This is a genomic window from Kitasatospora sp. NPDC001159, from assembly GCF_053598235.1.
In genome coordinates this window covers 15821-39687 of record NZ_JBSFJV010000002.1, presented here as the reverse complement: position 1 = coordinate 39687, position 23867 = coordinate 15821, and the positions used below count along the sequence as shown (strand labels likewise).

Sequence of the window (23867 nt, the reverse complement as noted above, 5' to 3'; positions counted from 1 at the left end):
CTACGCGCGTAGAAATTCCGGTGCGGCATGCCGGATCGTTACCCGGTTGACCCGAAAACACAGCTCGGTGGCGTTTTCGGGTGACCGGGCTTGTCAGTACGTACAGAAAGAAGAGCGACCGGAAGAGCCCGGTGTCAGCACGGCCGGTGACGCAGGTCCATCACGTAGTCGTGCGGGGCGCCGGCGCTCTCCGCGGCGTCGGCGATGAGGCCGAGGTAGCGGGCCGCGGGCAGGCCGCCCTCGTAGTCGTTGAGCACGTACGTCCAGACCGGGATGTCGCCGTCCAGGGTGTGCGCGCGCAGCTTGATCTTGCGGTAGATGCCGAGCTGGACGCCCTCCCAGCGGTCCAGGCCCTCCTCGTCCATCGGCGCGATGTCGTAGAGCGAGACGAAGACCTGGTCCTTCTCGTCCTCGACCACGGTGGCCAGCGAGCCCTCCCAGCCGAGCTGCTCACCGCCGAAGGTGAGCCGCCAGCCGTCCAGCCACCCCGTGCCGCGCAGCGGGGAGTGCGGGGCTCGGCGGGTCATCTGCCGGGCATCGAGGTTGGTGGCATACGCGGCGTAAAGGGGCATGGGGGTCAGCGTAGCCCGGTCGGTGCACGCAGCGGGGCGACTGGGAACGAGCCCCCGGCGCTCGTGCGGAGCCAGGACCCCGTTGTGGCGGCACTCTCGGCGTGCGGGACAATGGTGAGCGTGACTCGGATCGTGATCATCGGTGGCGGACCCGGCGGCTACGAGGCGGCGCTGGTCGCCGCTCAGCTCGGCGCGGAGGTGACCGTCGTCGACCGCGACGGTCTGGGCGGATCGGCGGTGCTCACGGACTGCGTGCCGTCGAAGACCCTGATCGCGACCGCGGAGGTGATGACCACCTTCGACAGCTCGTACGAGGAGCTGGGCATCACGGTCGCCCGGGACGGCGACGGCGAGGGTCGGCCGGAGAAGGTCATCGGCGTGGACCTGGGCAAGGTCAACCGCCGTGTGAAGCGCCTGGCGATCGCGCAGTCCCACGACATCACCCAGTCCGTCACCCGCGCCGGGGTCACCGTGCTGCGCGGCCGCGGCCGGCTCGGCGCCGGCGGGCAGGCCGTGGACGGCTCCCGCGAGGTGCTGGTGGACGCGCCCGACGGCAGCGTCCAGTCGCTGCGCGCCGACGCCGTGCTGATCGCCACCGGCGCCCACCCGCGCGAACTGCCGGACGCCCAGCCGGACGGTGAGCGGATCCTCACCTGGACCCAGGTGTACGACCTGGAGGAGCTGCCCCGCGAGCTGATCGTGGTCGGCTCCGGTGTGACCGGCGCCGAGTTCGCCGGCGCCTACCAGGCGCTCGGTTCCAAGGTCACCCTGGTGTCCAGCCGCGACCGGGTGCTGCCGGGTGAGGACCCGGACGCCGCCGAGGTGCTGGAGGACGTCTTCCGGCGCCGCGGCATGAACGTGATGAGCCGCTCGCGCGCCGAGAGTGCCAAGCGGATCGGCGACCGGGTCGAGGTGACCCTCTCCGACGGCACGGTGATCGAGGGCACCCACTGCCTGATGGCGGTCGGTTCGATCCCCAACACGGCCGACATGGGCCTGGAGGGGGCTGGGGTCAAGCTCAACGACTGGGGCCAGATCCGGGTCGACCGGGTCTCCCGCACCAGCGCCCCGGGCGTGTACGCGGCAGGTGACTGCACCGGCGTCTTCATGCTCGCCTCGGTGGCGGCCATGCAGGGCCGGATCGCGATGTACCACGCGCTCGGTGACGCGGTGCAGCCGCTGGACCTCAAGACCGTGGCCTCCAACGTCTTCACCGACCCGGAGATCGCCACCGTCGGCTACACCGCCGCCGACGTGGAGTGCGGCAAGATGGACGCCGTCGTGGTCAAGCTGCCGCTGCGCGGCAACCCGCGGGCGAAGATGCAGGGCATCCGGGACGGCTTCGTGAAGCTGTTCTGCCGCCCGGGCACCGGCATCGTGGTCGGCGGCGTGGTCGTCGCCCCACGAGCCAGCGAGCTGATCCACCCGATCTCGCTCGCGGTGGACGCCAATCTGACCGTCGAACAGGTGGCCAGCGGCTTCACCGTCTACCCGTCCGTCTCCGGCTCGACCGCCGAGGCCGCCCGGCAGCTGCACATCCGCAAGCGGGCCGACGGCGAATCCTGAGCTCAAGGCGTGAAGTTGAGGGCGGCTGCCGATCGGCGGCCGCCCTTCGCGCATGGGTGATCGTCACCCGGACGGCAGGCGCGGTCCGGGTTATTGACGGCGCGTATTGTACGGTCACGCGCCGCTCGTGCGTGAGCAATTCCAGCTACTAGCTGCAAACGCCTGAAAGCAGACGGTCATGCAGGTTACCGTCGGTTCTGTGTTTGCAGCAGAACGTCGCCAGTTGATCCTCGAAATGGTGCGCGCCAACGGAGCGGTCTCGCTCCGGGAGTTGGCCCGCGTCGTCCAGACCTCCGAAGTGACCGTGCGCCGCGACGTGCGGGCGCTGGAGGCAGAAGGGCTCCTCGACCGCCGGCACGGCGGCGCGGTGCTCCCCGGCGGCTTCAGCCGCGAACCCGGCTACCCGCAGAAGACCCACCTGTCCGCGGCGGAGAAGAGCGCCATCGCGGACCTCGCCGCCGGGCTGGTGGAGGAGGGCGACGCGGTGGTGGTCGGCGCCGGCACCACCACCCAGGAGCTGGCCCGCAGGCTGGCCCGGGTGCCCGGCCTGACCGTGGTCACCAACTCGCTGCTGGTCGCCCAGGCGCTGGCGCACGCCAACCGGGTCGAGGTGGTGATGACCGGCGGCACCCTGCGCGGCTCCAACTACGCCCTGGTGGGCAGCGGCGCCGAGCAGTCGCTGCAGGGGCTGCGGGTCACCAAGGCCTTCATCTCCGGCAGCGGGCTGACCGCCGAGCGCGGGCTGTCGACCGCGAACATGCTGTCCGCGAGCGTGGACCGGGCAATGGTGCTGGCGGCCGCCGAGGTCATCGTCCTCGCCGACCACACCAAGCTCGGCGCGGCCGGCATGTTCCAGACCGTCGCCACCGAGACCATCACCCGGCTGGTCACCGACGAGCAGGCCGCCGCCGACGACGCCACCGCCCGCGAGCTGGACGCGCTGGCCGACTGCGGGGTGCAGATCGACCTGGCGCCGTTCGGCGCGGCCCCCGGCGGCGACGCCCCGGTGCACGGCACCGGCAGCGGCCCGGTCCACCAGACCCAGCCGGGCCCGATGGGCCGCCGCCCCGCCCCGGCCCCCGGCGGCGCCCCGCTGCCCGGCCAGCGCCGCCCCGGCGCGCACGGCGGGCCGGTCGGCCCGGGCGGGATGCCGGTCCGGCTGGCCGAGCTGGGCCTGCCGCGCGGGCGCTGAGCCCGTCCCCCCGTACGACCGGAGAACGCGACCGGTCCGCACACCCCGAAGGGCGTACGGACCGGTCGGTGGCTGACGGACTTGGCGTCAGTCCTTGATCTCGCACAGCGCGGCGCCGCTGCTGACGCTCGCGCCCACCTCGGCCTTGAGGCCGACGATGGTGCCCGACTTGTGGGCGTTCAGCGGCTGCTCCATCTTCATCGCCTCCAGGACCACGATCAGCTCGCCCTCGGCGACGACCTGGCCCTCCTCGACGGCGACCTTGACGATGGTGCCCTGCATCGGCGAGGCCAGGGTGTCACCGCTGACGGCCGAACCGGCCTTCTTGGCGCCCACCCGGCGCTTGGCCTTGGCCGCGCCCGTGGCACCGGCTGCCGGGGCCGCCGCGACGCCCAGGGAGGACGGCAGCGAGACCTCGATCCGCTTGCCGCCGACCTCGACGACCACGGTCTCCCGGGTCTCGGTCTCCTCGGCCTCGCCGGCCGCGCCCGCGAACGCCGGGATCGTGTTGTTGAACTCGGTCTCGATCCAGCGGGTGTAGACCGTGAACGGCTCGTCGCTGCCGTGCACCTCGGGCGCGAACGCCGGGTCGGTGACGACCGCCTGGTGGAACGGGATGGCGGTGGCCATGCCCTCGACCTTGAACTCGTTCAGCGCGCGCTTGGCGCGCTCCAGGGCCTGCTTGCGGTCGCGGCCGGAGACGATCAGCTTGGCCAGCAGCGAGTCCCAGGCGGGGCCGATGACCGAGCCGGTCTCCACGCCGGAGTCCAGGCGGACACCCGGGCCGGACGGCGGGGCGAACAGCGTCACGGTGCCGGGCGCGGGCAGGAAGCCCCGGCCCGGGTCCTCGCCGTTGATGCGGAACTCGAAGGAGTGGCCGCGCACCTCCGGGTCGCCGTAGCCGAGCTCCTCGCCGTCGGCGATCCGGAACATCTCGCGGACCAGGTCGATCCCGGTGACCTCCTCGGTGACCGGGTGCTCCACCTGCAGACGGGTGTTGACCTCCAGGAAGGAGATCGTGCCGTCCGTCGCCACCAGGAACTCGCAGGTCCCGGCGCCCTCGTAGCCGGCCTCCTTCAGGATGGCCTTGGACGCGCGGTACAGCTCGGCGTTCTGCTCGGGGGTCAGGAACGGCGCGGGCGCCTCCTCGACCAGCTTCTGGTGCCGGCGCTGCAGCGAGCAGTCACGGGTGGAGACGACCACCACGTTGCCGTGCTTGTCCGCGAGGCACTGGGTCTCCACGTGCCGCGGGTTGTCCAGGTAGCGCTCGACGAAGCACTCGCCGCGGCCGAAGGCGGCGACCGCCTCGCGGACCGCCGACTCGTACAGCTCCGGGATCTCCTCCAGGGTGCGGGCGACCTTGAGGCCGCGGCCGCCGCCGCCGAACGCCGCCTTGATGGCGACGGGCAGGCCGTGCTCCCGGGCGAAGGCGACGACCTCGTCGGCGCCCGAGACCGGGTCCGGGGTGCCGGCCACCAGGGGGGCGCCGGCGCGCTGGGCGACGTGGCGGGCGGTGACCTTGTCACCGAGGTCGCGGATGGCCTGCGGCGGCGGGCCGATCCAGGTCAGGCCCGCGTCGATGACGGCCTGGGCGAAGTCGGCGTTCTCCGACAGGAACCCGTAGCCGGGGTGGACGGCGTCGGCGCCGGCGTCCTCGGCGGCCTTGAGGACCTTGGCGATGTCCAGGTAACTGGTGCCGGGGGTGTCACCGCCCAGCGCGTAAGCCTCGTCGGCCGCGCGGACGTGCAGCGCATCCCGGTCCGGCTCGGCGTAGACGGCGACGCTGGCGATACCGGCGTCCGAGCAGGCCCGGGCGACGCGGACGGCGATTTCCCCGCGGTTGGCGATGAGCACCTTGCGCACTGTGGCTCCCTTCTTGAACCTCGTTGAGTTTATGGATTCCTGGGCAGTACCGGCGAGTAGCCCCAGGTTGTGAACTATCCCACACGCTCGGTGATGGGAATCGCGGCCCCCGACGCCGCCCCTTTGGCGACTTCGCAGGTCGCGGCCGATGCGGTGGGACCGCTGTGGTCGACGGTGGGTGACCGGGCGGCGGCGTGGCGGGACGGTGTCATGGGACACACCTTCCCTCAGTCCGCTTAAGCCGCGGTCGAGGCGGGGGCGGGGCGCCGCAGCGCCTCGGCGGTCACGTCGGCGGCGAGCTCCACCATGTCCGGCCCGTACGCGTTCGGGTTGACCACCTTCAGGACGAGCGCGAACGTCCCATTCTGCCCGTACTTGCGGGCGAGTTCGCGGTGGCGGGAGACCAGGTAGCGCACCCCGGCCTGGTTGGCGGTGCCGGTCTGGCCGGAGATCAGGAACACCGGGCGGCCGCCGTCCGGGGTGGCGATCCGGGCCAGCAGGGTGTGCGCCTGGTCCTGGTCGGCGGTGTAGTCGTGGCCGCCCACCACGATCACGTTGCTGCCCGGGCCGGGGCCGGAGGTGACCGTCACGCCCGGCAGGCCCCAGGCCACGTGGGCGGCCATCCGGTCGTTGCTGACCGGACCGCCCAGGCACAGCTCGGTCTTGGCGCCCAGGCCGCGGTGCGCGGCGTCGTGGGCGACCAGTTCGGGCCGGGCGCCGCACTCCTCGACCAGCCCGGCCAGCCACATCAGCGCGTAGGCGTCCCGGCGGGTCACGGTGCTCGCGTGCGAGCCCGTCCCGATGCTGCGGGGCACCACGATCAGGCACTCGCTGCCGGACGGCAGCCCGAGGAAGGCCCGCACCCGTTCGACCCTGCGGCGCCGCCGCAGGGCCTGGGCGAGCCAGCCCAGGCCGGCGCTGATGGCGCTGGCCACCAGGCCGAGCACCACGTTGAGCACGTTGTCGGTCATCGCCGCGTTCCCTCCCCGTTCGAACGCCGGTCAGCTTAGAGGTGCGACTGCCGGGTGCGGCAGGCTGCGCGGCCCACGGATCGACCCGGGCGTCAGGCCCAGAGATCGACCAGCCGGACGCCGAGGTCGGCGAGCAGGCGGCGGAGCAGCGGCAGGGACAGGCCGATGACGTTGCCCGGGTCGCCGTCGATGCCGTCGATGAACGGCGCCGAGCGGCCGTCCAGGGTGAACGCCCCGGCCACGTACAGCGGTTCGCCGGAGGCCACGTAGGCGGCGATCTCCTCGTCGTCCGGGGCGCCGAAGCGGACCGTGGTGGAAGCGGTCGCCGAGCACTGCCGGCCGGTCACGGTGTCGATCACGCAGTGGCCGGTGCGCAGCACGCCGGCGCGGCCGCGCATCGACTGCCAGCGGGCCAGCGCCTCGGCGGCGTCGGCGGGCTTGCCGAGGGCCTCGCCGTCCAGCTCCAGGACGGAGTCGCAGCCGATCACCAGCTCGCCGCCGGTCAGTTCGGCGGCGACCGCCTTCGCCTTGGCCTCGGCCAGGACGAGGGCGAGCTCGACGGGGGTGGCGGCGCTGATCGCGTCCTCGTCGACGCCGCTGACCACCACGCGCGGGTCGAGGCCCGCCTGGCGCAGCAGCCCGAGGCGGGCGGGGGAGGCGGAGGCGAGGACGAGGGGGCGCGGGTCGGTCATGCCCACCAGGGTAGGGGGTCCCGGTGTCCGCCGTTCGGGTGAACGGCTCAGGTGAACGACCGGGAGATCATGATCAGGACGGCGCCCACCAGCACCAGGGTGGCGAGCACCTTGCCGGCCCGCTGCATCCGTTCCTGCATGCGGCGGGCCTCGGGCGAGGGCTCATCGCGAGGGTCTGACCAGAGCACCCGTCCAGAGTGCGCCGCGCCGGGGCGCGGGCGCCTGAGTATCCGTACTCAGGTTTCGGGCATGGCGGGCGCCGCCCCGCCCCGAGCCGAAGGGGCGCGCCGGTGCCGAAAGGGAGAAGCGACAAGCGAGGCACGAGCGCCGGAGTGCCGACCGTCGGCACCGGGCCGGAGCGCCCCGGGGGCGAGCGGGCGAGCCGCGGAGTGGGAAGCCGGACCCGCAGACTTCCCACTCCTGGTGAATCAGTGCGCCCAGCCCGACGTCCGCCAGGCGTTGACGCCCGGGCGGACGGCGGGGCGGAGCAGGCGGGAGCGGTCGCTCCAGAGGGAGGCCGGGCCGACGCCGGCCAGACGCGCCGCCTCGGCGGCGGCCTGGGTAGCGGCGGCCCGGGCCTGGACCACCGCCAGGACGGTGGCGAGCTCCTCGGGGGTCGGCTGCCCGTGCAGCACGTGGATCGCGGACATGGCTGGTTCTCTCCCGACAGGGATGGGGCCTACAGGGGGATATTGCCGTGCTTCTTGGGCGGCAGCACCTCGCGCTTGCCACGCAGTGCCCGCAGGCCCCGGACGATGTGCCGACGGGTCTCGCTCGGGGCGATCACCGCGTCGACGTAGCCGCGCTCGGCCGCCAGGTACGGGTTCAGCAGGGTGTCCTCGTACGAGGCGATCAGCTCGGCCCGCTTCTCCTCGACGTTGCCGGCCGCCTCGGCCTCGGCGATCTCCCGGCGGTGCAGGATGTTGACGGCGCCCTGTGCGCCCATCACCGCGATCTGCGCGGTCGGCCAGGCCAGGTTGAGGTCGGCGCCCAGGTGCTTGGAGCCCATGACGTCGTACGCACCGCCGAAGGCCTTGCGGGTGATCACGGTGATCAGCGGGACGGTGGCCTCGGCGTAGGCGTAGATCAGCTTGGCGCCGCGGCGGATGATGCCGTCCCACTCCTGCTCGGTGCCGGGCAGGAAGCCGGGCACGTCGACGAAGGTCAGCACCGGGATGTTGAAGGAGTCACAGGTGCGGATGAAGCGCGCGGCCTTCTCGCTGGCGTTGATGTCCAGGCAGCCGGCCAGGTCCATCGGCTGGTTGCCGACGATGCCGACCGCGTGGCCCTCGACCCGGCCGAAGCCGGTGATGATGTTGCCCGCGTACAGCGGCTGGGTCTCCAGGAACTCGCCGTCGTCGACGATGTGCTCGATCACCTTGCGCATGTCGTACGGCTGGTTCGCCGAGTCCGGCACGATCGTGTCGAGTTCGAGGTCCTCGGCAGTGACTTCGGTGAGCGACGGGCCGTAGGACTGATCGGGGTAGGACGGCGGGTCGCTCAGGTTGTTGGAGGGCAGGTACGAGAGCAGGCTCTTGACGTACTCGATCGCCTCCTTCTCGTCCGTCGCCAGGTAGTGCGCGTTGCCGGACTTGGTGTTGTGGGTGCGCGCGCCGCCCAGCTCCTCCATGCCGACGTCCTCGCCGGTCACGGTCTTGATAACGTCCGGGCCGGTGATGAACATGTGCGAGGTCTGGTCGGCCATCACCACGAAGTCGGTGATCGCGGGGGAGTAGACCGCGCCGCCGGCGCAGGGGCCCATGATCAGCGAGATCTGCGGGATGACACCCGAGGCGTGCACGTTGCGGCGGAAGATCTCGCCGTAGAGGCCGAGCGAGACCACGCCCTCCTGGATCCGGGCGCCGCCGGAGTCGTTGATGCCGATGACCGGGCAGCCGGTCTTCAGCGCGAAGTCCATCACCTTGACGATCTTCTCGCCGAACACCTCGCCGAGCGAGCCGCCGAAGACGGTGAAGTCCTGGGCGAAGACCGCGACCTGACGGCCGTCGATGGTGCCGTAGCCGGTCACCACGCCGTCGCCGTAGGGGCGGTTCCGCTCCTGCCCGAAGTTGGTCGAGCGGTGCCGGGCGAACTCGTCGAACTCGACGAAGGAGTCCTCGTCCAGCAGCTCCACGACCCGCTCGCGGGCGGTCAGCTTGCCCTTGGCGTGCTGCTTCTCCACGGCCTTGGACGAGCCGGAGTGCACCGCCTCGTCCAGCCTTCGCCGCAGGTCGGCGAGCTTGCCGGCGGTGGTGTGGGGGTCGTACGGCGCCTCGGTCATATCCGGTGGCTCTCCCTGGTCATGGGCCGCGACTGTTCGATTGCGCGCGGACCGGAGACGGGGGCTCGCGCATGAGGGCAGGGCGGCGCTGCGAACTACCGTTGGGTAGCGTAGCCAGCGCGCAGGGCTGTGCGTCATGTCCTGGCGTTATGGCCATCGACACAGTGTGTTAACGAGCGTTATGCGGGACGATGGGGCGGACTGCGCCTCTAGTGTGCTGACCATGACCGCACCCGACACCCCCCGCCGCAGCGGACTGCGCGGCTTCGGCCGTACCGGACCGTCCCCCTGGACCGACCTGGACCGGCCGCCGCTGGACCAGACGACGCTGCGCCGGGACCTGGTCGTCCCGGGCGGGCTCTGGACCTCGCTGGATGTCGTCGCCGAGACCGGCTCCACCAACACCGACCTGGCCGAGCGGGCCCGGGCCGGCGCGCCGCAGGGGGCGGTGCTGGTCGCGGAGGCGCAGAGCGCCGCGCGCGGGCGGCTGGACCGGCAGTGGAGCGCCCCGGCCCGCTCCGGGCTGTTCCTGTCCTTCCTGCTGCGCCCCGAGGAGGTGCCGGTCGAGCGGTACGGCTGGCTGCCGATCCTGGTCGGGGTGGCCGCGGCGAGCACGCTCGGCCGGGTGGCCGGGGTCGAGGTCGGACTGAAGTGGCCCAATGACCTGCAGGTGGAGATCGACGGCGCGGAGCGCAAGCTCGGCGGGATCCTCACCGAGCTGAGCGGCGGCGCGGTGGTGTGCGGGATGGGCCTGAACGTCTCGCTGCGCGAGCAGGAGTTGCCCGTCCCCACCGCGGCCTCGCTCGCGCTGGCCGGCGCCGAGACCACCGACCGCTCCGTCCTGCTGCGCGCCCTGCTGCGCGAGTTCGCCGGGCTGTACGGCGAGTGGACGGCCGCGGCCGGGGACCCGCACGCGAGCGACCTGATGCGCGCCTACGTGGACCGCTGCACCACGCTCGGCCGCCAGGTGAAGGTGCACCTGCCGGGCGACCGCGAGCTGGTCGGCGAGGCGGTGGCGATCGACGGGGACGGCCGTCTGATGGTCCGTACCGCCGACGGCGCGCGCCGGGCGGTCGGCGCGGGGGACGTGGTCCACGTCCGCCCCGAAGCCCGCTGAACGGCAGTCTTCACCTCTCCTTGACTCGGGCGGATGCCCCGGATCACGGGATTCCGTGCGAACATTCCACCTGGCAGCGGTGTGAGGCGCGCCACTGCCCGCCAGGGTGGCGGGCGGGGCGCCCGGACAGGTAGGACACGAGGCAAGTGCGGCAACCGCACGGGGACGGACCGGTGGCAGAGGACGGCAGCAGCGGGACGGCGGGCACCCACGACCCCACGGTCGCGCTCGAACTGGAACGCCTGATCCTGGACGCGCCACGCCGTTACACCCCGTACCAGGCCGCGCGCGCCGCCGACGTCCCGATGGAGCTGGCCACCCGCTTCTGGCGGGCCATGGGCTTCCCCGACATCGGCCAGTCCCGGGCGCTCACCGACGGCGACGTGATCGCGCTGCGGCGCCTCGCCGGCCTGGTCGAGTCCGGGCTGCTCAGCGAGTCGATGGCGATCCAGGTGGCCCGCTCCACCGGTCAGACCACGGCCCGGCTGGCCGGCTGGCAGATGGACACCTTCCTGGAGAACCTCACCCAGTCCGCCGAACCCGGGCTGACCCGCGCCGATGTCGCGTACCCGCTGGTCGAGCTGCTGCTGCCGGAGCTGGAGCAGTTCCTCGTGTACGTCTGGCGGCGGCAGCTGGCCGCCGTCACCGGCCGGGTGGTGCAGGCGGCCGAGGACCACGAGATCACCAGCGGTCGGCTCGCGGTCGGCTTCGCGGACCTGGTCGGCTTCACCCGGCTGTCGCGGCGGCTGGAGGAGGAGGAGCTCGGCGAACTGGTCGAGACCTTCGAGAACACCTGCTCCGACCTGATCGTCGGGCAGGGCGGCCGGGTGATCAAGACCCTCGGCGACGAGATCCTCTACGTCTCCGAGGACCCGGCGACCGCCGCCGAGATCGCGCTGAGCCTGATCGAGGCGCTGGCCGAGGACGACACCATCCCGGCGCTGCGGGTCGGCATGGCCTTCGGGACGGTCACCCAGCGGATGGGTGACGTCTTCGGCACCACGGTGAACCTGGCCAGCCGGCTCACCTCGATCGCGCCCAAGGACGCGGTGCTGATCGACGGGCAGTTCGCCGCCGCGCTGGAGCAGAACGGCAGCGTCGCCCCGGCCGACTCGGAGGGGCCGGGCCTGGCGGAGGCGCTCTCGGTGGCCGCCGGGATGCCGGCCTCCGGGTTGCCGATGCCGGGGCCGGACGCGGGGGCCCGGTTCCACCTGCAGCCGATGTGGCGGCGGCCGGTGCGGGGGCTGGGGCTGGTCGAGCCGTGGCTGCTGTCGCGGCGGCTGAAGGCGGACTAGCACTAGCGGGCGGGGCCCTCTCGGGTGGGCGGCTCCGGGTGACGGTCTCCGGGTGGCCGAACGGTTGAACGTCGTACGGTCCGCTGCAGGTCCGTCCGGGCAAACGGGGCATAACCGAACGAAATCGCCATAGTCTTGGTGCAAGCGGCCGGACGGGCGCGATCGGCTTCGGGGGTCTGGCAGGACCGAGCACAGGGAGCGAGGCGAGCCGGTGAGCAGTGAGGCGATCACGACGGACCGCGGCTGCGACTGCGATGACCAGCGCCGCCCCGACCCGCTGCCCGACCTGAGGCTGCAGTCGGTGGTCGAACTCGCCCAGGACATGGCCGGCGCGCTCACCCCGCTGGAGGCCGTCCGGGCCGCCGCCGCCCGGGCCACCGAGGCGCTCGGCGCCACCATGACCGCCGTCTCGGTCTGGGACCGCGAGTCCGGCCGACTGCGGGTACTGGTCAACCACGGGGAGCTCGCCCCCGGCGAGGAGGAGCTGCCGGAGGACGAGTCGTACCCGGTCGCGGACTTCCCGGAGATCGTCACCTACCTGGAGGAGCGCTGGACCACCGGGCGCCTGCCGCGCGCCTGGGTGCAGACCGCCGAGAACACCGAACCGCACACCGGACACGCGCACCCGACCGCTGGCGCGTACTGCCGGGAACGCGCCGCGGCGCTGCGCCGGCGCGGCCGGGCCTGCTGCGCGGTCGCGCCGATCGTGCTGCACGGGCAGGCCTGGGGCGAGCTCTACCTCGCCCGCTCGATCGGGATGCCCGAGTTCACCGAGGCCGACGCCGACTACGCGACCCTGCTCGCCGCCCAGATCTCGGCCGGGCTCGCCCAGACCGAGCGCCTGGCCGACCTGCGCAAGCTCGCCTTCTCCGACCCGCTCACCGGCCTGGCCAACCGGCGCGCGGTCGACGCCCGGCTGGAGAGCGCGCTGGAGGCGCACAACCGGGACAACACCGTGGTCTCGCTGGTGGTCTGCGACGTCAACGGGCTGAAGCGGGTCAACGACCAGCTCGGCCACGAGATGGGCGACCGGCTGCTGGAGCGCTTCGCCCACCAGCTGTCGCTGGCCGCCGCCAAGCTGCCCGGCAGCCTGGCCGCCCGGCTCGGCGGGGACGAGTTCTGCCTGTTGGCGGAGGGGCAGAAGGCCGACGAGGTGGTCGCCGTCGCCGAGGAGCTGTGCGCGCGGGCGCTGGCGCTGTCCGAGGGCGAGGGGGTCGCCTGCGGCGTCGCCTCCACCGGGGACTCCATCGGGCCGGTGACCACCCCCGACCGGCTCTTCCGGCTCGCCGACGCCGCCCAGTACCGGGCCAAGGCCGCCCGCGCCGCCCACCCCGTGGTCGCCGGGCGCAGCCACGGCCCCGGCTTCTCGCCCGACCCCACCGTGCTGCTCGCCGACGCCGCGGACCCGCACCACCGCGCCGACGTCCGCCGCGGCCCCGGCGGGCGGGTCGGTGCGGCCGACCGGCGGCGCTTCCGCGGCGCCGCCCACAGCGCCGACCCCGGCCAGCTGCTCACCGCCGTCCTCGCCGCCCTCGACCAGGCCGCCGCCGCCCGGGCCGTCCACCCGGCCGACACCCTGGGCAAGCTGGTCGTGGTCGCCGAGACCTCCGCCCGGCTGCTCGACGCGGTCGGCTGGTGGGTCTCCTACGTCCCGCCCGGCTCCCAGCTGATGCGTACCGCCCAGCACGCCGTCTACCGGATGACCAGGGGCCCCAGCAGCACCCGCGCCGAGACCCAGCGGGCCCAGATCGAGGCCCCGGACGCGGTCTTCGACCTGCGCCACTACCCGATGACCCGCCGCGCCGTCCGGGGCGGCGCCTTCGCGCTGCGCGCGGGCGCGGCGGGCAACGACCCGGCGGAGGAGGCGATGCTGGTCGTCTCCGGCTACCGGGGGATGGTCGCGGCCGGCGGGCAGAACGCGGCCGGGGGCTGGCTGGTGGAGCTGTTCGCCGACGACGCGACCCTGCCGCTGGGACAAGTCGCCTGCACGATGCGGGCGTTGGTAGCGGTGGCGCTGGCGGGTGCGGCCTCGCCGCCGGTGATGTGAGGGCCCCGGGGAGGCCGGGCGTCGGGTAACTCGCCCGCTCCGGACGTTCCTTGACGACCGGTTCCCGCTCCGGGCGCGGCCTCCCGGTTGCCGTGGCAACGGCGGCAGGTCGACGCGGGGGTGTGCCGGTTTGGTGACCGGGGTGTCGCGGGTGGGTCGCGGTTCGGGGTGAGGCCTGCCGCCGGTGGCCGGGCTGGTGGGAAGGTGACGGGGGTGGACCTGGGAGCGGGGGCTGGCGGTGGGCGGACGGCTGGTGGGTGCGGCGGTGGCCGGGGTGCTGGTGCTCGGCGGCGGGGTGGCGGCGGCCGGTCCGGCGTCGGCGGTGCAGGTGCCGGTGCCGGTGGCGCGACCGGCGGGTCAGGCGCCAACGCCGGTGCGGGCGACACCCATGCGGACGGCGCCTGGGCGGGTGCCGCACGCGCGGGCGGGCCTGCGGGCTCACCGGATCACCGACATGTCCGCGACGCGGCGCATCAGGAAGGCCCGGCGCAGCGTCGTCGGGCGGGCGCTGGACGCGGTGTTCGGCTGGTTCGCCGTTGCGGCGCTGGTGGTCCTGCTGGTCGTCGTGCTGCTGGTGTACGCGATCAGGCGTCGGAACGGCCGCTAGCCACAGGAGGGTTGAGGGCCCGTAGGGCGGCGTCGACCAGGCGGTCGGCGTGCTCGTGGGTGAGCGGGCCGAGCCGGTACTGCCAGCGGTAGTAGAGCGGGCCGTAGAGCAGCTCGACGGCCAGGTCGAGGTCGGCGTCGGGGGCGAGCTGACCGGCCTCGCGGGCGGTGCGGAGGCGGTCGCGGGTGATCTCCAGCAGCGGGTCCAGCAGGCGGGCGCGGTACTCGGCGTGCAGCGCGGGGTCGTTGAGGATCTCGGCGATGATGGCGCGGTAGGTGCGGTCGGCGCCCGGGTCGGTGAGCTCGTCGCTGGTGGGGCGCAGGACGGCCCGCCGTCCCGCGCGCGCTCCAGCCCCACGCGGACCGGGTCGACGAGCGGCGCTTCAGCTTCGTCGGGCCCTGCTTCGGCGACCGCGCCCACCAGGGGCGGTGGGAGCGTCCGGCCGGCGTCGAGAAGGTGCTGCTGGTCTCCCTCGGCTCCGCCTAACCCACCGGCCCGCCTTCTACCGGGCCTGCGTGCGGGCCTTCGGCGACCTGCCCGGCTGGCACACCGTGCTGCAAGTCGGCGCGCACACCGACCTGGCGGAACTCGGCGAGGTGCCGGACACCGTCGAGGTGCGCCGCTGGGTGCCCCAGCTGTCGGTGCTCGCCCAGGCGGACGCGTTCGTCACCCATGCGGGGATGGGCGGTTCCAGCGAGGGGCTGTTCCATGCCGTGCCGATGATCGCCGTCCCGCAGGGCGCCGACCAGTTCGCCGATGCGGACGCCCTGGTCGGCCTCGGCGTCGCCCGCCGCCTGGACAGCCAGGCCGCTCCGGAGGCGCTGCGCGGCGCCCTGCTGGAGCTGGTCGGCGACCCGGTGGTGGCCGAACGGCTGGCGGTGCTGTCCGCCGCGGGCCGCGCGGAGGGCGGCACCCGGCGGGCGGCGGACCTGATCGAGGCCGAGCTGAAGGGATAGGTCCTGTCTCTTGGGTCCTTGCCGGGCCGCGAAAGCCCGAGGGACAGGCCCTGGCCGTGGCCCCGGGGTGCGGCGCGGATCCGGGCGTCGGAGAATCCGGATGACGAACAGCTGTTGTCATATCTTCATTCACCTGCTGTGATTGTGTATATGGATATGCACAGTGCTGTGGCCCCCGACGCTCCGCTGGTCCAGGTCGGCAAGGCCGACGTCAGCGCGGACGACGTGCTGGCCGTCGCCCGGGGCAATGCCCGGGTCGAGATCGGTCCCGACGCGCTGGCCGAGATGGCGGCCGCCCGCGCGCGGATCGACGCCCTCGCGGCCGAGCCGCGCCCCGTCTACGGCGTGTCGACCGGCTTCGGCGCGCTCGCCGTCCGGCACATCAGCCCCGAGCTGCGCGCTCAGCTCCAGCGCTCGCTGGTGCGCTCGCACGCGGCCGGCATGGGCCCGGCGGTCGAGCGCGAGGTGGTCCGCGCGCTGATGTTCCTGCGGATGAAGACGCTGGCCTCCGGCCGTACCGGCGTGCGGCCGCTGGTCGCGCAGACCATGGCCGCCCTGCTCAACGCCGGCATCACCCCGGTGGTCCGGGAGTTCGGCTCGCTCGGCTGCTCCGGCGACCTCGCGCCGCTGTCGCACTGCGCGCTGGTGCTGATGGGCGAGGGCACCGCCACCGGCCCGGACGGGGTGGAGAAGCCCGTCGCCGAGCTGCTCGCCGCCGCCGGCATCGAGCCGGTCGAGCTGCTGGAGAAGGAGGGCCTGGCCCTCATCAACGGCACCGACGGCATGCTCGGCATGCTGGTGATGGCCATCGCCGACCTCAGCCGCCTGTTCACCACCGCCGACATCACCGCCGCGATGACCCTGGAGGCGCTGCTCGGCACCGACAAGGTGCTCGCCCCCGAGCTGCACGCCCCGATCCGCCCGCACCCCGGCCAGGCGCTGAGCGCCGCCAACATGCTGGCCATGCTCAAGGGCTCCGGCCTCACCGGCCACCACCAGGACGACGCGCCGCGGGTCCAGGACGCCTACTCGATCCGCTGCGCTCCGCAGGTGGCCGGGGCCGGCCGGGACACCCTGGCGCACGCCCAGCTGGTCGCCTCGCGCGAGCTGGCCGCCTCGGTGGACAACCCGGTGGTGCTGCCGGACGGCCGGGTGGAGTCCAACGGCAACTTCCACGGTGCGCCGGTCGCGTACGTGCTGGACTTCCTCGCCATCGCGGCCGCCGACCTCGGTTCGATCTCCGAGCGCCGCACCGACCGGCTGCTCGACAAGGCCCGCTCGCACGGCCTGCCGGCCTTCCTGGCCGACGACCCGGGCGTGGACTCCGGCCTGATGATCGCCCAGTACACCCAGGCGGCGCTGGTCAGCGAGAACAAGCGGCTCGCCGTCCCGGCCTCGGTCGACTCGATCCCGTCCTCCGCGATGCAGGAGGACCACGTGTCGATGGGCTGGTCGGCCGCCCGCAAGCTGCGTCAGGCGGTGGAGAACCTCGGCCGGATTTTGGCCGTCGAACTGACCGCCGCGGCCCGTGCGCTGGAGATCCGCCAGCAGGCCGAATCCGCTGGTCGACCGGCCCCGGCCACCGCGGCCGCGCTGGCCGCCGCCCGCGAGGCGGGGGTCGGCGGCGCCGGCCGGGACCGCTTCCTCTCGCCGGACCTGGAGGCCGCCGCCGCGCTGGTCGCCTCCGGTGACCTGGTGCGGGCCGTGGAGCGGGTCACCGGGCCGCTGGCCTGAGGTGCCGTGGGCGCGGGGTGATGGGGACTCAGTCCCATTCGCCCCGCGGCCGCTGGTCCCGGCGGTCGCGGCGGTTGCCCAGCGCGGCTGCGAAGTTGACCCCGACGATGCCGGCCCAGCAGGCCAGCAGGCCGGCGAAGCCGCCGCTTTCGGGGCTGCTGGCGATGGCGGTCAGCGGGATGCCGAAGGCCAGCGAGACCACCGCCAGTCGGTTGCCGGGCCGGCCCGGGCCCCACCTGCGGCGGTCCCGGCCGCGGTCGCGGTCCCGGTAGGAGGGCGCGTAGTCGTCCATCCGCTCGGCGACCGAGCGCTCGACCCGGGCGTCCAGGCGGGCGTCGAGGCGCTTCATGAAGGAGTCCACGAGTTCCTCCTCGTACTCCTTGCCGAGTTCCTTGCGGGCCTGCAGGGTGGCGTCGAGGTCGCGCCGCAGGTCGTCCTGGCGAGTGTCCATGCCCTTAGCCTGGGGCCGCCGCGGGGACCGGTCCATCCGTTCGCGGGGGGAATCCGGGCGGGCTCAGGGAGAAATCAGGGTTACCCCGAGTCCTGTCGGCCCCTGGTCGGCCCGCTGTCCGATGTCCGGGACGTCTCACGGGGCGTCCCGTCGTACGAGACGTCTTTGCCAGGCGCGTCGCGCTGCTGCACAGTCGTCGTCCGAACTGCTCGCATCCGGAGGTACCAGATGACCGCCATCGACGAGGCCGGCACCGTCGGCCCCTCCGCCCGGCTGCTGCAGCTGTTCGAAGGCCGCCGGCTGACGCCCACCCAGCGGCGGATCGCGCACTCGCTGGTCCGGCACGCCAGTGAGGCGCCGTTCCTCTCCAGCGTCGAGGTGGCCGAACTCGCCGGGGTGAGCCAGCCCTCCGTCACCCGCTTCGCGGTCGCGCTCGGGTACGACGGCTACCCGGCGCTGCGCAGGCAGCTGCGCGAACTCGGCGCGGGAGAGCCGGCCGCGCCGGAGACCCCGGCCGACGCGGTGCGCAACGAGCACCAGCAGGCCGTGCTCGCCGAGATCGAGCACCTGCGCCACCTCGCCGAACTGCTCGCCGACCCCGAGCCGATCACCCGGGCCGCCCGGCTGCTCGCCGCCTCCCGCCCGCTGCCGGTGCTCGGCCTGCGGGCCGCCTCGGCGCAGGCACGCGGCTTCGCGTACTTCGCCTCCAAGGTGCACCCGGACATCCGGCTGCTGGACGAGGGCGGCAGCATGCTCGCCGACCGGCTGGAACAGGCCGCCGCGGCCGGGGCCACCGCGCTGCTCTGCTTCGCGCTGCCGCGCTACCCGCGGGAGCTGATGGACGCGCTGGCGGTGGCCCGCGAGTGCGGGCTGACCGTGCTCACCGTGGCTGACAGCGCCTTCTCCCCGGTCGCCAAGCTCTCCGACCTGATGCTGCCCGCGGCCGTCGGCACCGGGCTGGTCTTCGACACCGCCTGCGCCCCGATGATGCTCGGCCGGGTGCTGCTGCAGACCATGTGCGACGAACTCCCGGGCGCGGAGGCCCGGTTGGAGGCGATCGAGCAGTCCGCGACGGCCCGTGGCCTCTTCCTGGAGTAGGCCCGGCCTGGAATCGGCGCAGCGTGGAACAACGGCCGGGGGAGTACTCGACACGAACCCGGGCATCCCCTACAGCAGGGGGTGCCGCCTATGCGCGTGATCCACGAGATGAAGTTCGTCGCCCGCCTGGCCTCGGGTGCCGACGAATGGTCCTGCCCCGCCTGCGGACGCCGCGTCACCCTGCGGCGACTGCCCGAACCCGAACTGACCGTCCTCGACCCGGGTGACGAGTCCGCCGTCCACGTCGGCGTCATCGAACCCGACGCCCGCGCGGCCGCCGCAGCCGAGAAGTACGGCCTCGGCCCCGTCCAGAACATCCCCCGCCCGCCGTCCCCACCCGCCCCCGACGCCGCCGACCGCCGCTGGCTGGCCGAGATCGGCATCGACTGGGACGGCGACGAGGCGGCCTGACTCAGCTGCGGGGCGCGTACAGGGGGAGACCGGAGGTGTCCAACTCGGCGGGCAGCGGCGAGGGCAGTGGGACGGGCTCGCCGTACTTGCCGTGCAGGACGCCCTGGTATTCGCCGTCGCGGGGGTGGGTGTGGAGTGTCCAGGCGCCCTTGCGGGGGTCGACCGCGAGGAGGACCGGCACGCCTGCGATCGCGTACCAGTTGGTCTTGGCCGCAATGAAGCTGACTCGCTCAGGGGTGGAGATGACCTCCACGGCGAGCTCGACATCGTGCGGGTCGGCCAGCCAGTTGTCGTCGTCCTCCCAGCCGGACGGCAGGACGACCAGATCTGGCGTCGCGTAGTCCTCCGCGTTGTCCGGCATGTTGATCGACGAGACCTCGTAGGCACCGAGGCCGACCGGGAGCCCGGCGTCGAGCTGGCGGGACAGGCGCTTGACGGTCCCCGCTTGCTTGCCGCGTGGGGTCGGGGGCATCACCAGGGTTCCTCCGATGATCTGTACGCGGAGGCCGGTGCTCCGCTCGATCTCCTCCGCCACATCCCGGAGTCTGCCGGGCCGCACGCCGATGGCCGTCATCCTGTCCTCCGTTCCCTGGCGCTGGGCCGAGTGGCTGGTGTTCGCCGGGTTCAGGCTAGCGCGCGAACCCGCTTCGCGGCGTGGCTGATCGGATTGGCTCGATCGGTTTCAGGGTCTGGTCGAAAGCTGGCTGTTTAGATATATTCAGCCGGACCGAACTTGAATGAATCCATCCGCAGGGAGGCCGGGACATGGTGCAGCAGACGAGCGGACCGCGAGAGGTGCGTGCGGCGCGCGGGACGGGACTCACGACGCAGGGGTGGCAGCAGGAGGCTGCCCTGCGGATGCTGATGAACAACCTCGACCCCGAGGTGGCCGAGCACCCGTCGAAGCTGGTGGTCTACGGCGGCACCGGCAAGGCCGCCCGCGACTGGCGCTCCTTCGACGCCATGGTGAAGACGCTGCAGGGCCTGAAGCAGGACGAGACCATGCTGGTCCAGTCCGGTCGGCCGGTCGGCGTGATGCAGACCCACGAGTGGGCGCCGCGCGTGCTCATCGCCAACTCCAACCTGGTCGGCGACTGGGCCAACTGGGAGGAGTTCCGCCGCCTGGAGAGCCTCGGGCTCACCATGTACGGCCAGATGACCGCCGGTTCCTGGATCTACATCGGCACCCAGGGCATCCTCCAGGGCACCTACGAGACCTTCGCCGCCGTCGCCAACAAGCGCTTCAACGGCACGCTGGAGGGCACCATCACCCTCACCGCCGGGCTCGGCGGGATGGGCGGCGCCCAGCCGCTGGCCGTCACCATGAACGGCGGCGTGGCGATCTGCATCGACTGCGACCCGTCCCGCATCGCCCGCCGGATCGAGCACCGCTACCTGGACGTCGAGGCCAAGGACCTCTCCCACGCGCTGGAGCTCGCCACCGCCGCCCGCGACAAGAAGCAGCCGCTCTCCATCGGCGTGCTGGGCAACGCCGCCGAGCTGGTCCCGCAGCTGCTCGCGATGGACGCGCCGATCGACATCGTCACCGACCAGACCAGCGCCCACGACCCGCTCAGCTACCTGCCGATCGGCGTCGACTTCGACGACATGGCGACCTACGCAGCCGAGAAGCCCGCCGAGTTCACCCAGCGCTCGCGCGAGTCGATGGCCACGCACGTCGAGGCGATGGTCGGCTTCCTGGACCGCGGCGCCGAGGTCTTCGACTACGGCAACTCGATCCGCGGCGAGGCCCAGCTGGCCGGCTACGACCGCGCCTTCGCCTTCCCCGGCTTCGTCCCGGCGTACATCCGCCCGCTGTTCTGCGAGGGCAAGGGCCCGTTCCGCTGGGCGGCGCTGTCCGGCGACCCGCAGGACATCCACAAGACCGACAAGGCCGTCCTCGACCTCTTCCCGGAGAACGAGTCGCTGGCCCGCTGGATCAAGATGGCCCAGGAGAAGGTGCACTTCCAGGGCCTGCCCGCGCGCATCTGCTGGCTCGGCTACGGCGAGCGCGACAAGGCCGGCGAGCGCTTCAACGACATGGTCGCCTCCGGTGAGCTGTCCGCCCCGATCGTGATCGGCCGCGACCACCTGGACTGCGGCTCGGTGGCCTCCCCGTACCGGGAGACCGAGGCGATGCTGGACGGCTCGGACGCGATCGCCGACTGGCCGCTGCTCAACGCCATGGTCAACGTGGCCTCCGGCGCCTCCTGGGTGTCCATCCACCACGGCGGCGGCGTCGGCATCGGCCGCTCGATCCACGCCGGCCAGGTCACCGTCGCCGACGGCACCGCGCTGGCCGGGGAGAAGATCCGCCGCGTGCTCACCAATGACCCGGGCATGGGCGTCATCCGGCACGTGGACGCCGGCTACGACCGGGCCACCGAGGTCGCCGCCGAGCGCGGGGTCCGCGTCCCGATGGGCGAGCTGTGACGGTTTCTTCGTTCGAAGAGATGTGGGCGGAGCTGCTCCCCGTGGGCCGCTCCGCCTCCTCCGGCGGCTACCGCCGCTTCGCCTGGAACTCCGCCGACGCCGAGTGCCGCGCCTGGTTCGAGCAGCAGGCCCGCAGCCGCGGCCTGACGTACGAGCTGGACCACAACGGCAACCAGTGGGCCTGGCTGGGCGACCCGACCGCCCCGGGGGCGATCGTCACCGGCTCGCACCTGGACTCCGTCCCGGACGGCGGCGCCTTCGACGGCCCGCTCGGGGTGGTCTCCTCCTTCGCCGCGCTGGACGAACTCCGCGCCAGGGGAGCCGAGTTCACCCGGCCGCTGGCGATCGTCAACTTCGGTGACGAGGAGGGCGCCCGGTTCGGCGTGGCCTGCATCGGCTCCCGGCTGAGCGCCGGGGTGCTCTCCCGCGAGGACGCGTACGAGCTGCGCGACGCCGACGGCCTGCGGCTGCCCGACGCGATGGAGAAGGCCGGCTACGACCCGACCGCGATCGGTGCGGACGACGAGCGCCTGGCCCGGATCGGCGCCTTCGTCGAACTCCACGTCGAGCAGGGCCGCCACCTCGCCGAGGGGCAGCCGGTCGGCGTGGCCAGCGCGATCTGGCCGCACGGCCGGTGGCGGTTCGACTTCCACGGCGAGGCCAACCACGCCGGCACCACCCGGATCGAGGACCGCCGCGACCCGATGCTGACCTTCGCCAACACCGTGCTCGCCGCCCGCAAGAAGGCGAAGCTCGCGGGTGCGCTGGCCACCTTCGGCAAGGTCGCGGTCGAGCCCAACGGCACCAACGCGATCGCCTCGCTGGTGCGCGGCTGGCTGGACTCCCGGGCCGCCGACGAGGCCACCCTCACCGAGCTGGTCGCCGAGATCGAGCGGGCCGCCGCCGAGCGCGGCGGGCGCGACGGCGTCCGGGTCGAGCTGACCCGCGAGTCCTACACCCCGGTGGTGGACTTCGACGGCCCGCTGCGTGACCGGCTCGCCAAGCTGCTCGACGCCCCGGTGCTGCCCACCGGCGCGGGACACGACGCCGGCATCCTGGCGTCCGTCATCCCGACCGCCATGCTGTTCGTGCGCAACCCCACCGGCGTCTCGCACTCCCCGGCCGAACGCGCCGAGGAGGCCGACTGCCTGTCCGGGGTCGCCGCCCTCGCCGACGTACTGGAGGACCTGGCGTGCCACTGACCGCATCGACCCCAGTGACCTACTGGGCGCAGTACGCCTGGCTGCCGCAGAACGACGGGCCGGTGGTCCGGCAGGACGTGCTGATCGCCACCGGCCCCGGCGGCCGGATCACGTCCGTGACCCCGGACAGCGGTCCCTGCCCGCCCGGCGCCGTCCGCCTCGACGGCCTGCTGGTGCCCGGCCAGGCCAACGCCCACTCGCACGCCTTCCACCGGGCACTGCGCGGGCACGTCCAGGTCGGCTCCGGGACGTTCTGGACCTGGCGCGACACCATGTACCGGTTCGCCGGCGCGCTCGACCCGGACACCTACCTGGAGCTCGCCACCGCCGTCTACGCCGAGATGGCGCTCGCCGGGATCACCGCCGTCGGCGAGTTCCACTACCTGCACCACGCGCCCGGCGGCGCCCGCTACACCGACCCGAACGCGATGGGCGAGGCGCTGATCGAGGCCGCCGCCCGGGCCGGCATCCGGATCACCCTGCTGGACACCTGCTACCTGTCCTCCGGCTTCGGCGCCGAACCGACGCACCCGCAGCTGCGGTTCAGCGACGGCGACGCCGAAGCCTGGGCGGTACGGGCGGACGCGCTCAAGCCGCGCGAGCACGCCCGGATCGGCGCCGCCATCCACTCGGTCCGGGCCGTCCCGGCCGAGCAACTGGGCACCGTCGCTCACTGGGCGGCGATGCGCAAGGCGCCGCTGCACGTCCACCTGTCCGAGCAGACCGCCGAGAACGACGCCTGCCTCGCCGCGCACGGCGTCACCCCGACCCGGCTGCTCGCCGACCACGGCGCGCTCGGCCCGCGCACCTCGGCCGTGCACGCCACCCACCTCACCGACGAGGACGTCAAGCTCCTCGCCGACTCCTCCACCACCGTCTGCATGTGCCCCACCACCGAGCGGGACCTCGCCGACGGCATCGGCCCGGCCCGCCGGCTCGCCTCGGCCGGCAGCCCGATCACCCTGGGCAGCGACAGCCACGCGGTGATCGACCCGTTCGAGGAGGCCCGCGCGCTGGAGCTGAACGAGCGGCTGCGCACGCAGACCCGCGGCCACTGGACGGCCAACGCGCTGCTGCGGGCCGGCGGCGAGGACGGGCACGCCTCGCTGGGGTGGCCCGAGGCCGGGCGGATCGAGGCCGGGGCGCTCGCCGACTTCACGGCGATCGCGCTGGACACCGTCCGTACGGCGGGCCCGCCGCCCCGGCTCGGTGCCGAGATCGCCGTCTTCGCGGCCTCGGCGGCGGACGTGCGGCACGTGGTGGTCGGCGGGCGGCACATCGTCCGGGACGGCGAGCACCAGCTGGTGGCCGACGTGCCGGGGGCGCTGCGCTCGGCGATCGGCGCGCTGGACTGCTGAAATCCCTGTTCAACTCCCTTC

The 23867-nt window shown here is 73.3% G+C and carries 21 protein-coding genes and 2 pseudogenes; 13 read left to right on the top strand and 10 right to left on the bottom strand.

The window, feature by feature from the left end; translation table 11 throughout:
- Positions 1-134 precede the first annotated feature (134 nt).
- Positions 135-572, bottom strand: a complete 438-nt coding sequence (locus tag ACWC9T_RS01625; protein WP_449819059.1) for a gamma-glutamylcyclotransferase — start codon at positions 570-572, stop codon at positions 135-137.
- Positions 573-683: 111 nt separating this feature from the next.
- On the opposite strand from ACWC9T_RS01625, the gene ACWC9T_RS01620 reads away from it, so the two are divergent.
- Together ACWC9T_RS01620 and ACWC9T_RS01615 are read left to right on the top strand one after the other, a co-directional pair.
- Positions 684-2138, top strand: coding sequence for an NAD(P)H-quinone dehydrogenase (locus ACWC9T_RS01620; RefSeq protein ID WP_449819058.1), 1455 nt, complete (start codon positions 684-686; stop codon positions 2136-2138).
- A gap of 235 nt (positions 2139-2373) precedes the next feature.
- A complete protein-coding gene (locus ACWC9T_RS01615; RefSeq protein WP_449819190.1) occupies positions 2374-3330 on the top strand; it encodes a DeoR/GlpR family DNA-binding transcription regulator in 957 nt (318 codons plus the stop codon).
- An 87-nt stretch (positions 3331-3417) separates the two neighbouring features.
- On the opposite strand, the gene ACWC9T_RS01610 is transcribed toward ACWC9T_RS01615, so the two are convergent.
- From ACWC9T_RS01610 to ACWC9T_RS01585, 6 genes are all read right to left on the bottom strand, one after another.
- A complete protein-coding gene (locus ACWC9T_RS01610) occupies positions 3418-5193 on the bottom strand; it encodes an acetyl/propionyl/methylcrotonyl-CoA carboxylase subunit alpha (RefSeq protein ID WP_449819057.1) in 1776 nt (591 codons plus the stop codon).
- 236 nt (positions 5194-5429) lie between these two features.
- Entirely contained in the window at positions 5430-6164 is a 735-nt protein-coding gene (locus ACWC9T_RS01605; protein WP_449819056.1) for a hypothetical protein, read from the bottom strand.
- A gap of 92 nt (positions 6165-6256) precedes the next feature.
- Complete coding sequence (locus tag ACWC9T_RS01600; RefSeq protein WP_449819055.1) at positions 6257-6856, bottom strand: nucleoside triphosphate pyrophosphatase; 600 nt, start codon at positions 6854-6856, stop codon at positions 6257-6259.
- Between the two features lie 47 nt (positions 6857-6903).
- On the bottom strand, positions 6904-7044 hold the full coding sequence (gene mmpB, locus ACWC9T_RS01595; protein ID WP_449819054.1) for a morphogenic membrane protein MmpB: 141 nt from the start codon (positions 7042-7044) through the stop codon (positions 6904-6906).
- A gap of 240 nt (positions 7045-7284) precedes the next feature.
- Positions 7285-7506, bottom strand: coding sequence for an acyl-CoA carboxylase subunit epsilon (locus ACWC9T_RS01590; RefSeq protein ID WP_449819053.1), 222 nt, complete (start codon positions 7504-7506; stop codon positions 7285-7287).
- 29 nt (positions 7507-7535) lie between these two features.
- A complete protein-coding gene (locus ACWC9T_RS01585; RefSeq protein ID WP_449819052.1) occupies positions 7536-9137 on the bottom strand; it encodes an acyl-CoA carboxylase subunit beta in 1602 nt (533 codons plus the stop codon).
- A 223-nt stretch (positions 9138-9360) separates the two neighbouring features.
- On the opposite strand from ACWC9T_RS01585, the gene ACWC9T_RS01580 reads away from it, so the two are divergent.
- From ACWC9T_RS01580 to ACWC9T_RS01565, 4 genes and pseudogenes are all read left to right on the top strand, one after another.
- Positions 9361-10254, top strand: a complete 894-nt coding sequence (locus tag ACWC9T_RS01580; RefSeq protein ID WP_449819051.1) for a biotin--[acetyl-CoA-carboxylase] ligase — start codon at positions 9361-9363, stop codon at positions 10252-10254.
- Positions 10255-10427: 173 nt separating this feature from the next.
- Positions 10428-11549 carry an adenylate/guanylate cyclase domain-containing protein gene (locus tag ACWC9T_RS01575; RefSeq protein WP_355669762.1) on the top strand — a complete coding sequence of 374 codons (1122 nt, stop codon included), beginning with the start codon at positions 10428-10430 and terminating at the stop codon, positions 11547-11549.
- Between the two features lie 322 nt (positions 11550-11871).
- Positions 11872-13026 (top strand): annotated as a pseudogene (locus ACWC9T_RS01570) (diguanylate cyclase domain-containing protein); the annotation flags it as partial.
- Between the two features lie 808 nt (positions 13027-13834).
- Positions 13835-14203 (top strand): hypothetical protein, encoded by a 369-nt coding sequence (locus ACWC9T_RS01565; protein WP_449819050.1) that lies wholly within the window; start codon positions 13835-13837, stop codon positions 14201-14203.
- On the opposite strand, the gene ACWC9T_RS01560 is transcribed toward ACWC9T_RS01565, so the two are convergent.
- Entirely contained in the window at positions 14181-14525 is a 345-nt protein-coding gene (locus ACWC9T_RS01560; RefSeq protein ID WP_449819189.1) for a TetR-like C-terminal domain-containing protein, read from the bottom strand. The two genes, ACWC9T_RS01565 and ACWC9T_RS01560, sit on opposite strands and share 23 nt — an antisense overlap.
- Here ACWC9T_RS01560 and ACWC9T_RS01555 point away from each other — a divergent pair.
- Together ACWC9T_RS01555 and hutH are read left to right on the top strand one after the other, a co-directional pair.
- Positions 14525-15159, top strand: a pseudogene (locus ACWC9T_RS01555) (nucleotide disphospho-sugar-binding domain-containing protein); the annotation flags it as partial. The gene ACWC9T_RS01560 and the pseudogene ACWC9T_RS01555 sit on opposite strands and share 1 nt — an antisense overlap.
- A 150-nt stretch (positions 15160-15309) precedes the next feature.
- Positions 15310-16893, top strand: coding sequence for a histidine ammonia-lyase (gene hutH, locus ACWC9T_RS01550; RefSeq protein ID WP_449819049.1), 1584 nt, complete (start codon positions 15310-15312; stop codon positions 16891-16893).
- A 28-nt stretch (positions 16894-16921) separates the two neighbouring features.
- Here the strand turns inward: hutH and ACWC9T_RS01545 are convergent, their stop codons facing one another.
- Complete coding sequence (locus tag ACWC9T_RS01545; RefSeq protein WP_449819048.1) at positions 16922-17344, bottom strand: hypothetical protein; 423 nt, start codon at positions 17342-17344, stop codon at positions 16922-16924.
- A gap of 228 nt (positions 17345-17572) precedes the next feature.
- Here ACWC9T_RS01545 and ACWC9T_RS01540 point away from each other — a divergent pair, with 228 nt between their 5' ends.
- Positions 17573-18442 carry a MurR/RpiR family transcriptional regulator gene (locus ACWC9T_RS01540; protein WP_449819047.1) on the top strand — a complete coding sequence of 290 codons (870 nt, stop codon included), beginning with the start codon at positions 17573-17575 and terminating at the stop codon, positions 18440-18442.
- A 90-nt stretch (positions 18443-18532) separates the two neighbouring features.
- A complete protein-coding gene (locus ACWC9T_RS01535) occupies positions 18533-18853 on the top strand; it encodes a hypothetical protein (protein ID WP_449819046.1) in 321 nt (106 codons plus the stop codon).
- Position 18854: 1 nt separating this feature from the next.
- Here ACWC9T_RS01535 and ACWC9T_RS01530 read toward each other — a convergent pair whose 3' ends face one another.
- Entirely contained in the window at positions 18855-19427 is a 573-nt protein-coding gene (locus ACWC9T_RS01530; RefSeq protein ID WP_449819045.1) for a Uma2 family endonuclease, read from the bottom strand.
- A gap of 191 nt (positions 19428-19618) precedes the next feature.
- On the opposite strand from ACWC9T_RS01530, the gene hutU reads away from it, so the two are divergent.
- Genes hutU through ACWC9T_RS01515 form a run of 3 tightly spaced genes read left to right on the top strand, consistent with a single transcriptional unit; the run spans position 19619 to position 23846 of the window.
- Positions 19619-21286 carry a urocanate hydratase gene (hutU, locus tag ACWC9T_RS01525; protein WP_449819044.1) on the top strand — a complete coding sequence of 556 codons (1668 nt, stop codon included), beginning with the start codon at positions 19619-19621 and terminating at the stop codon, positions 21284-21286.
- A 20-nt stretch (positions 21287-21306) separates the two neighbouring features.
- On the top strand, positions 21307-22488 hold the full coding sequence (locus ACWC9T_RS01520) for an allantoate amidohydrolase (RefSeq protein ID WP_449819188.1): 1182 nt from the start codon (positions 21307-21309) through the stop codon (positions 22486-22488).
- Entirely contained in the window at positions 22479-23846 is a 1368-nt protein-coding gene (locus ACWC9T_RS01515; protein WP_449819043.1) for a formimidoylglutamate deiminase, read from the top strand. The genes ACWC9T_RS01520 and ACWC9T_RS01515 overlap by 10 nt, the downstream gene beginning before the upstream one ends.
- The last annotated feature ends 21 nt before the right edge of the window (positions 23847-23867 follow it).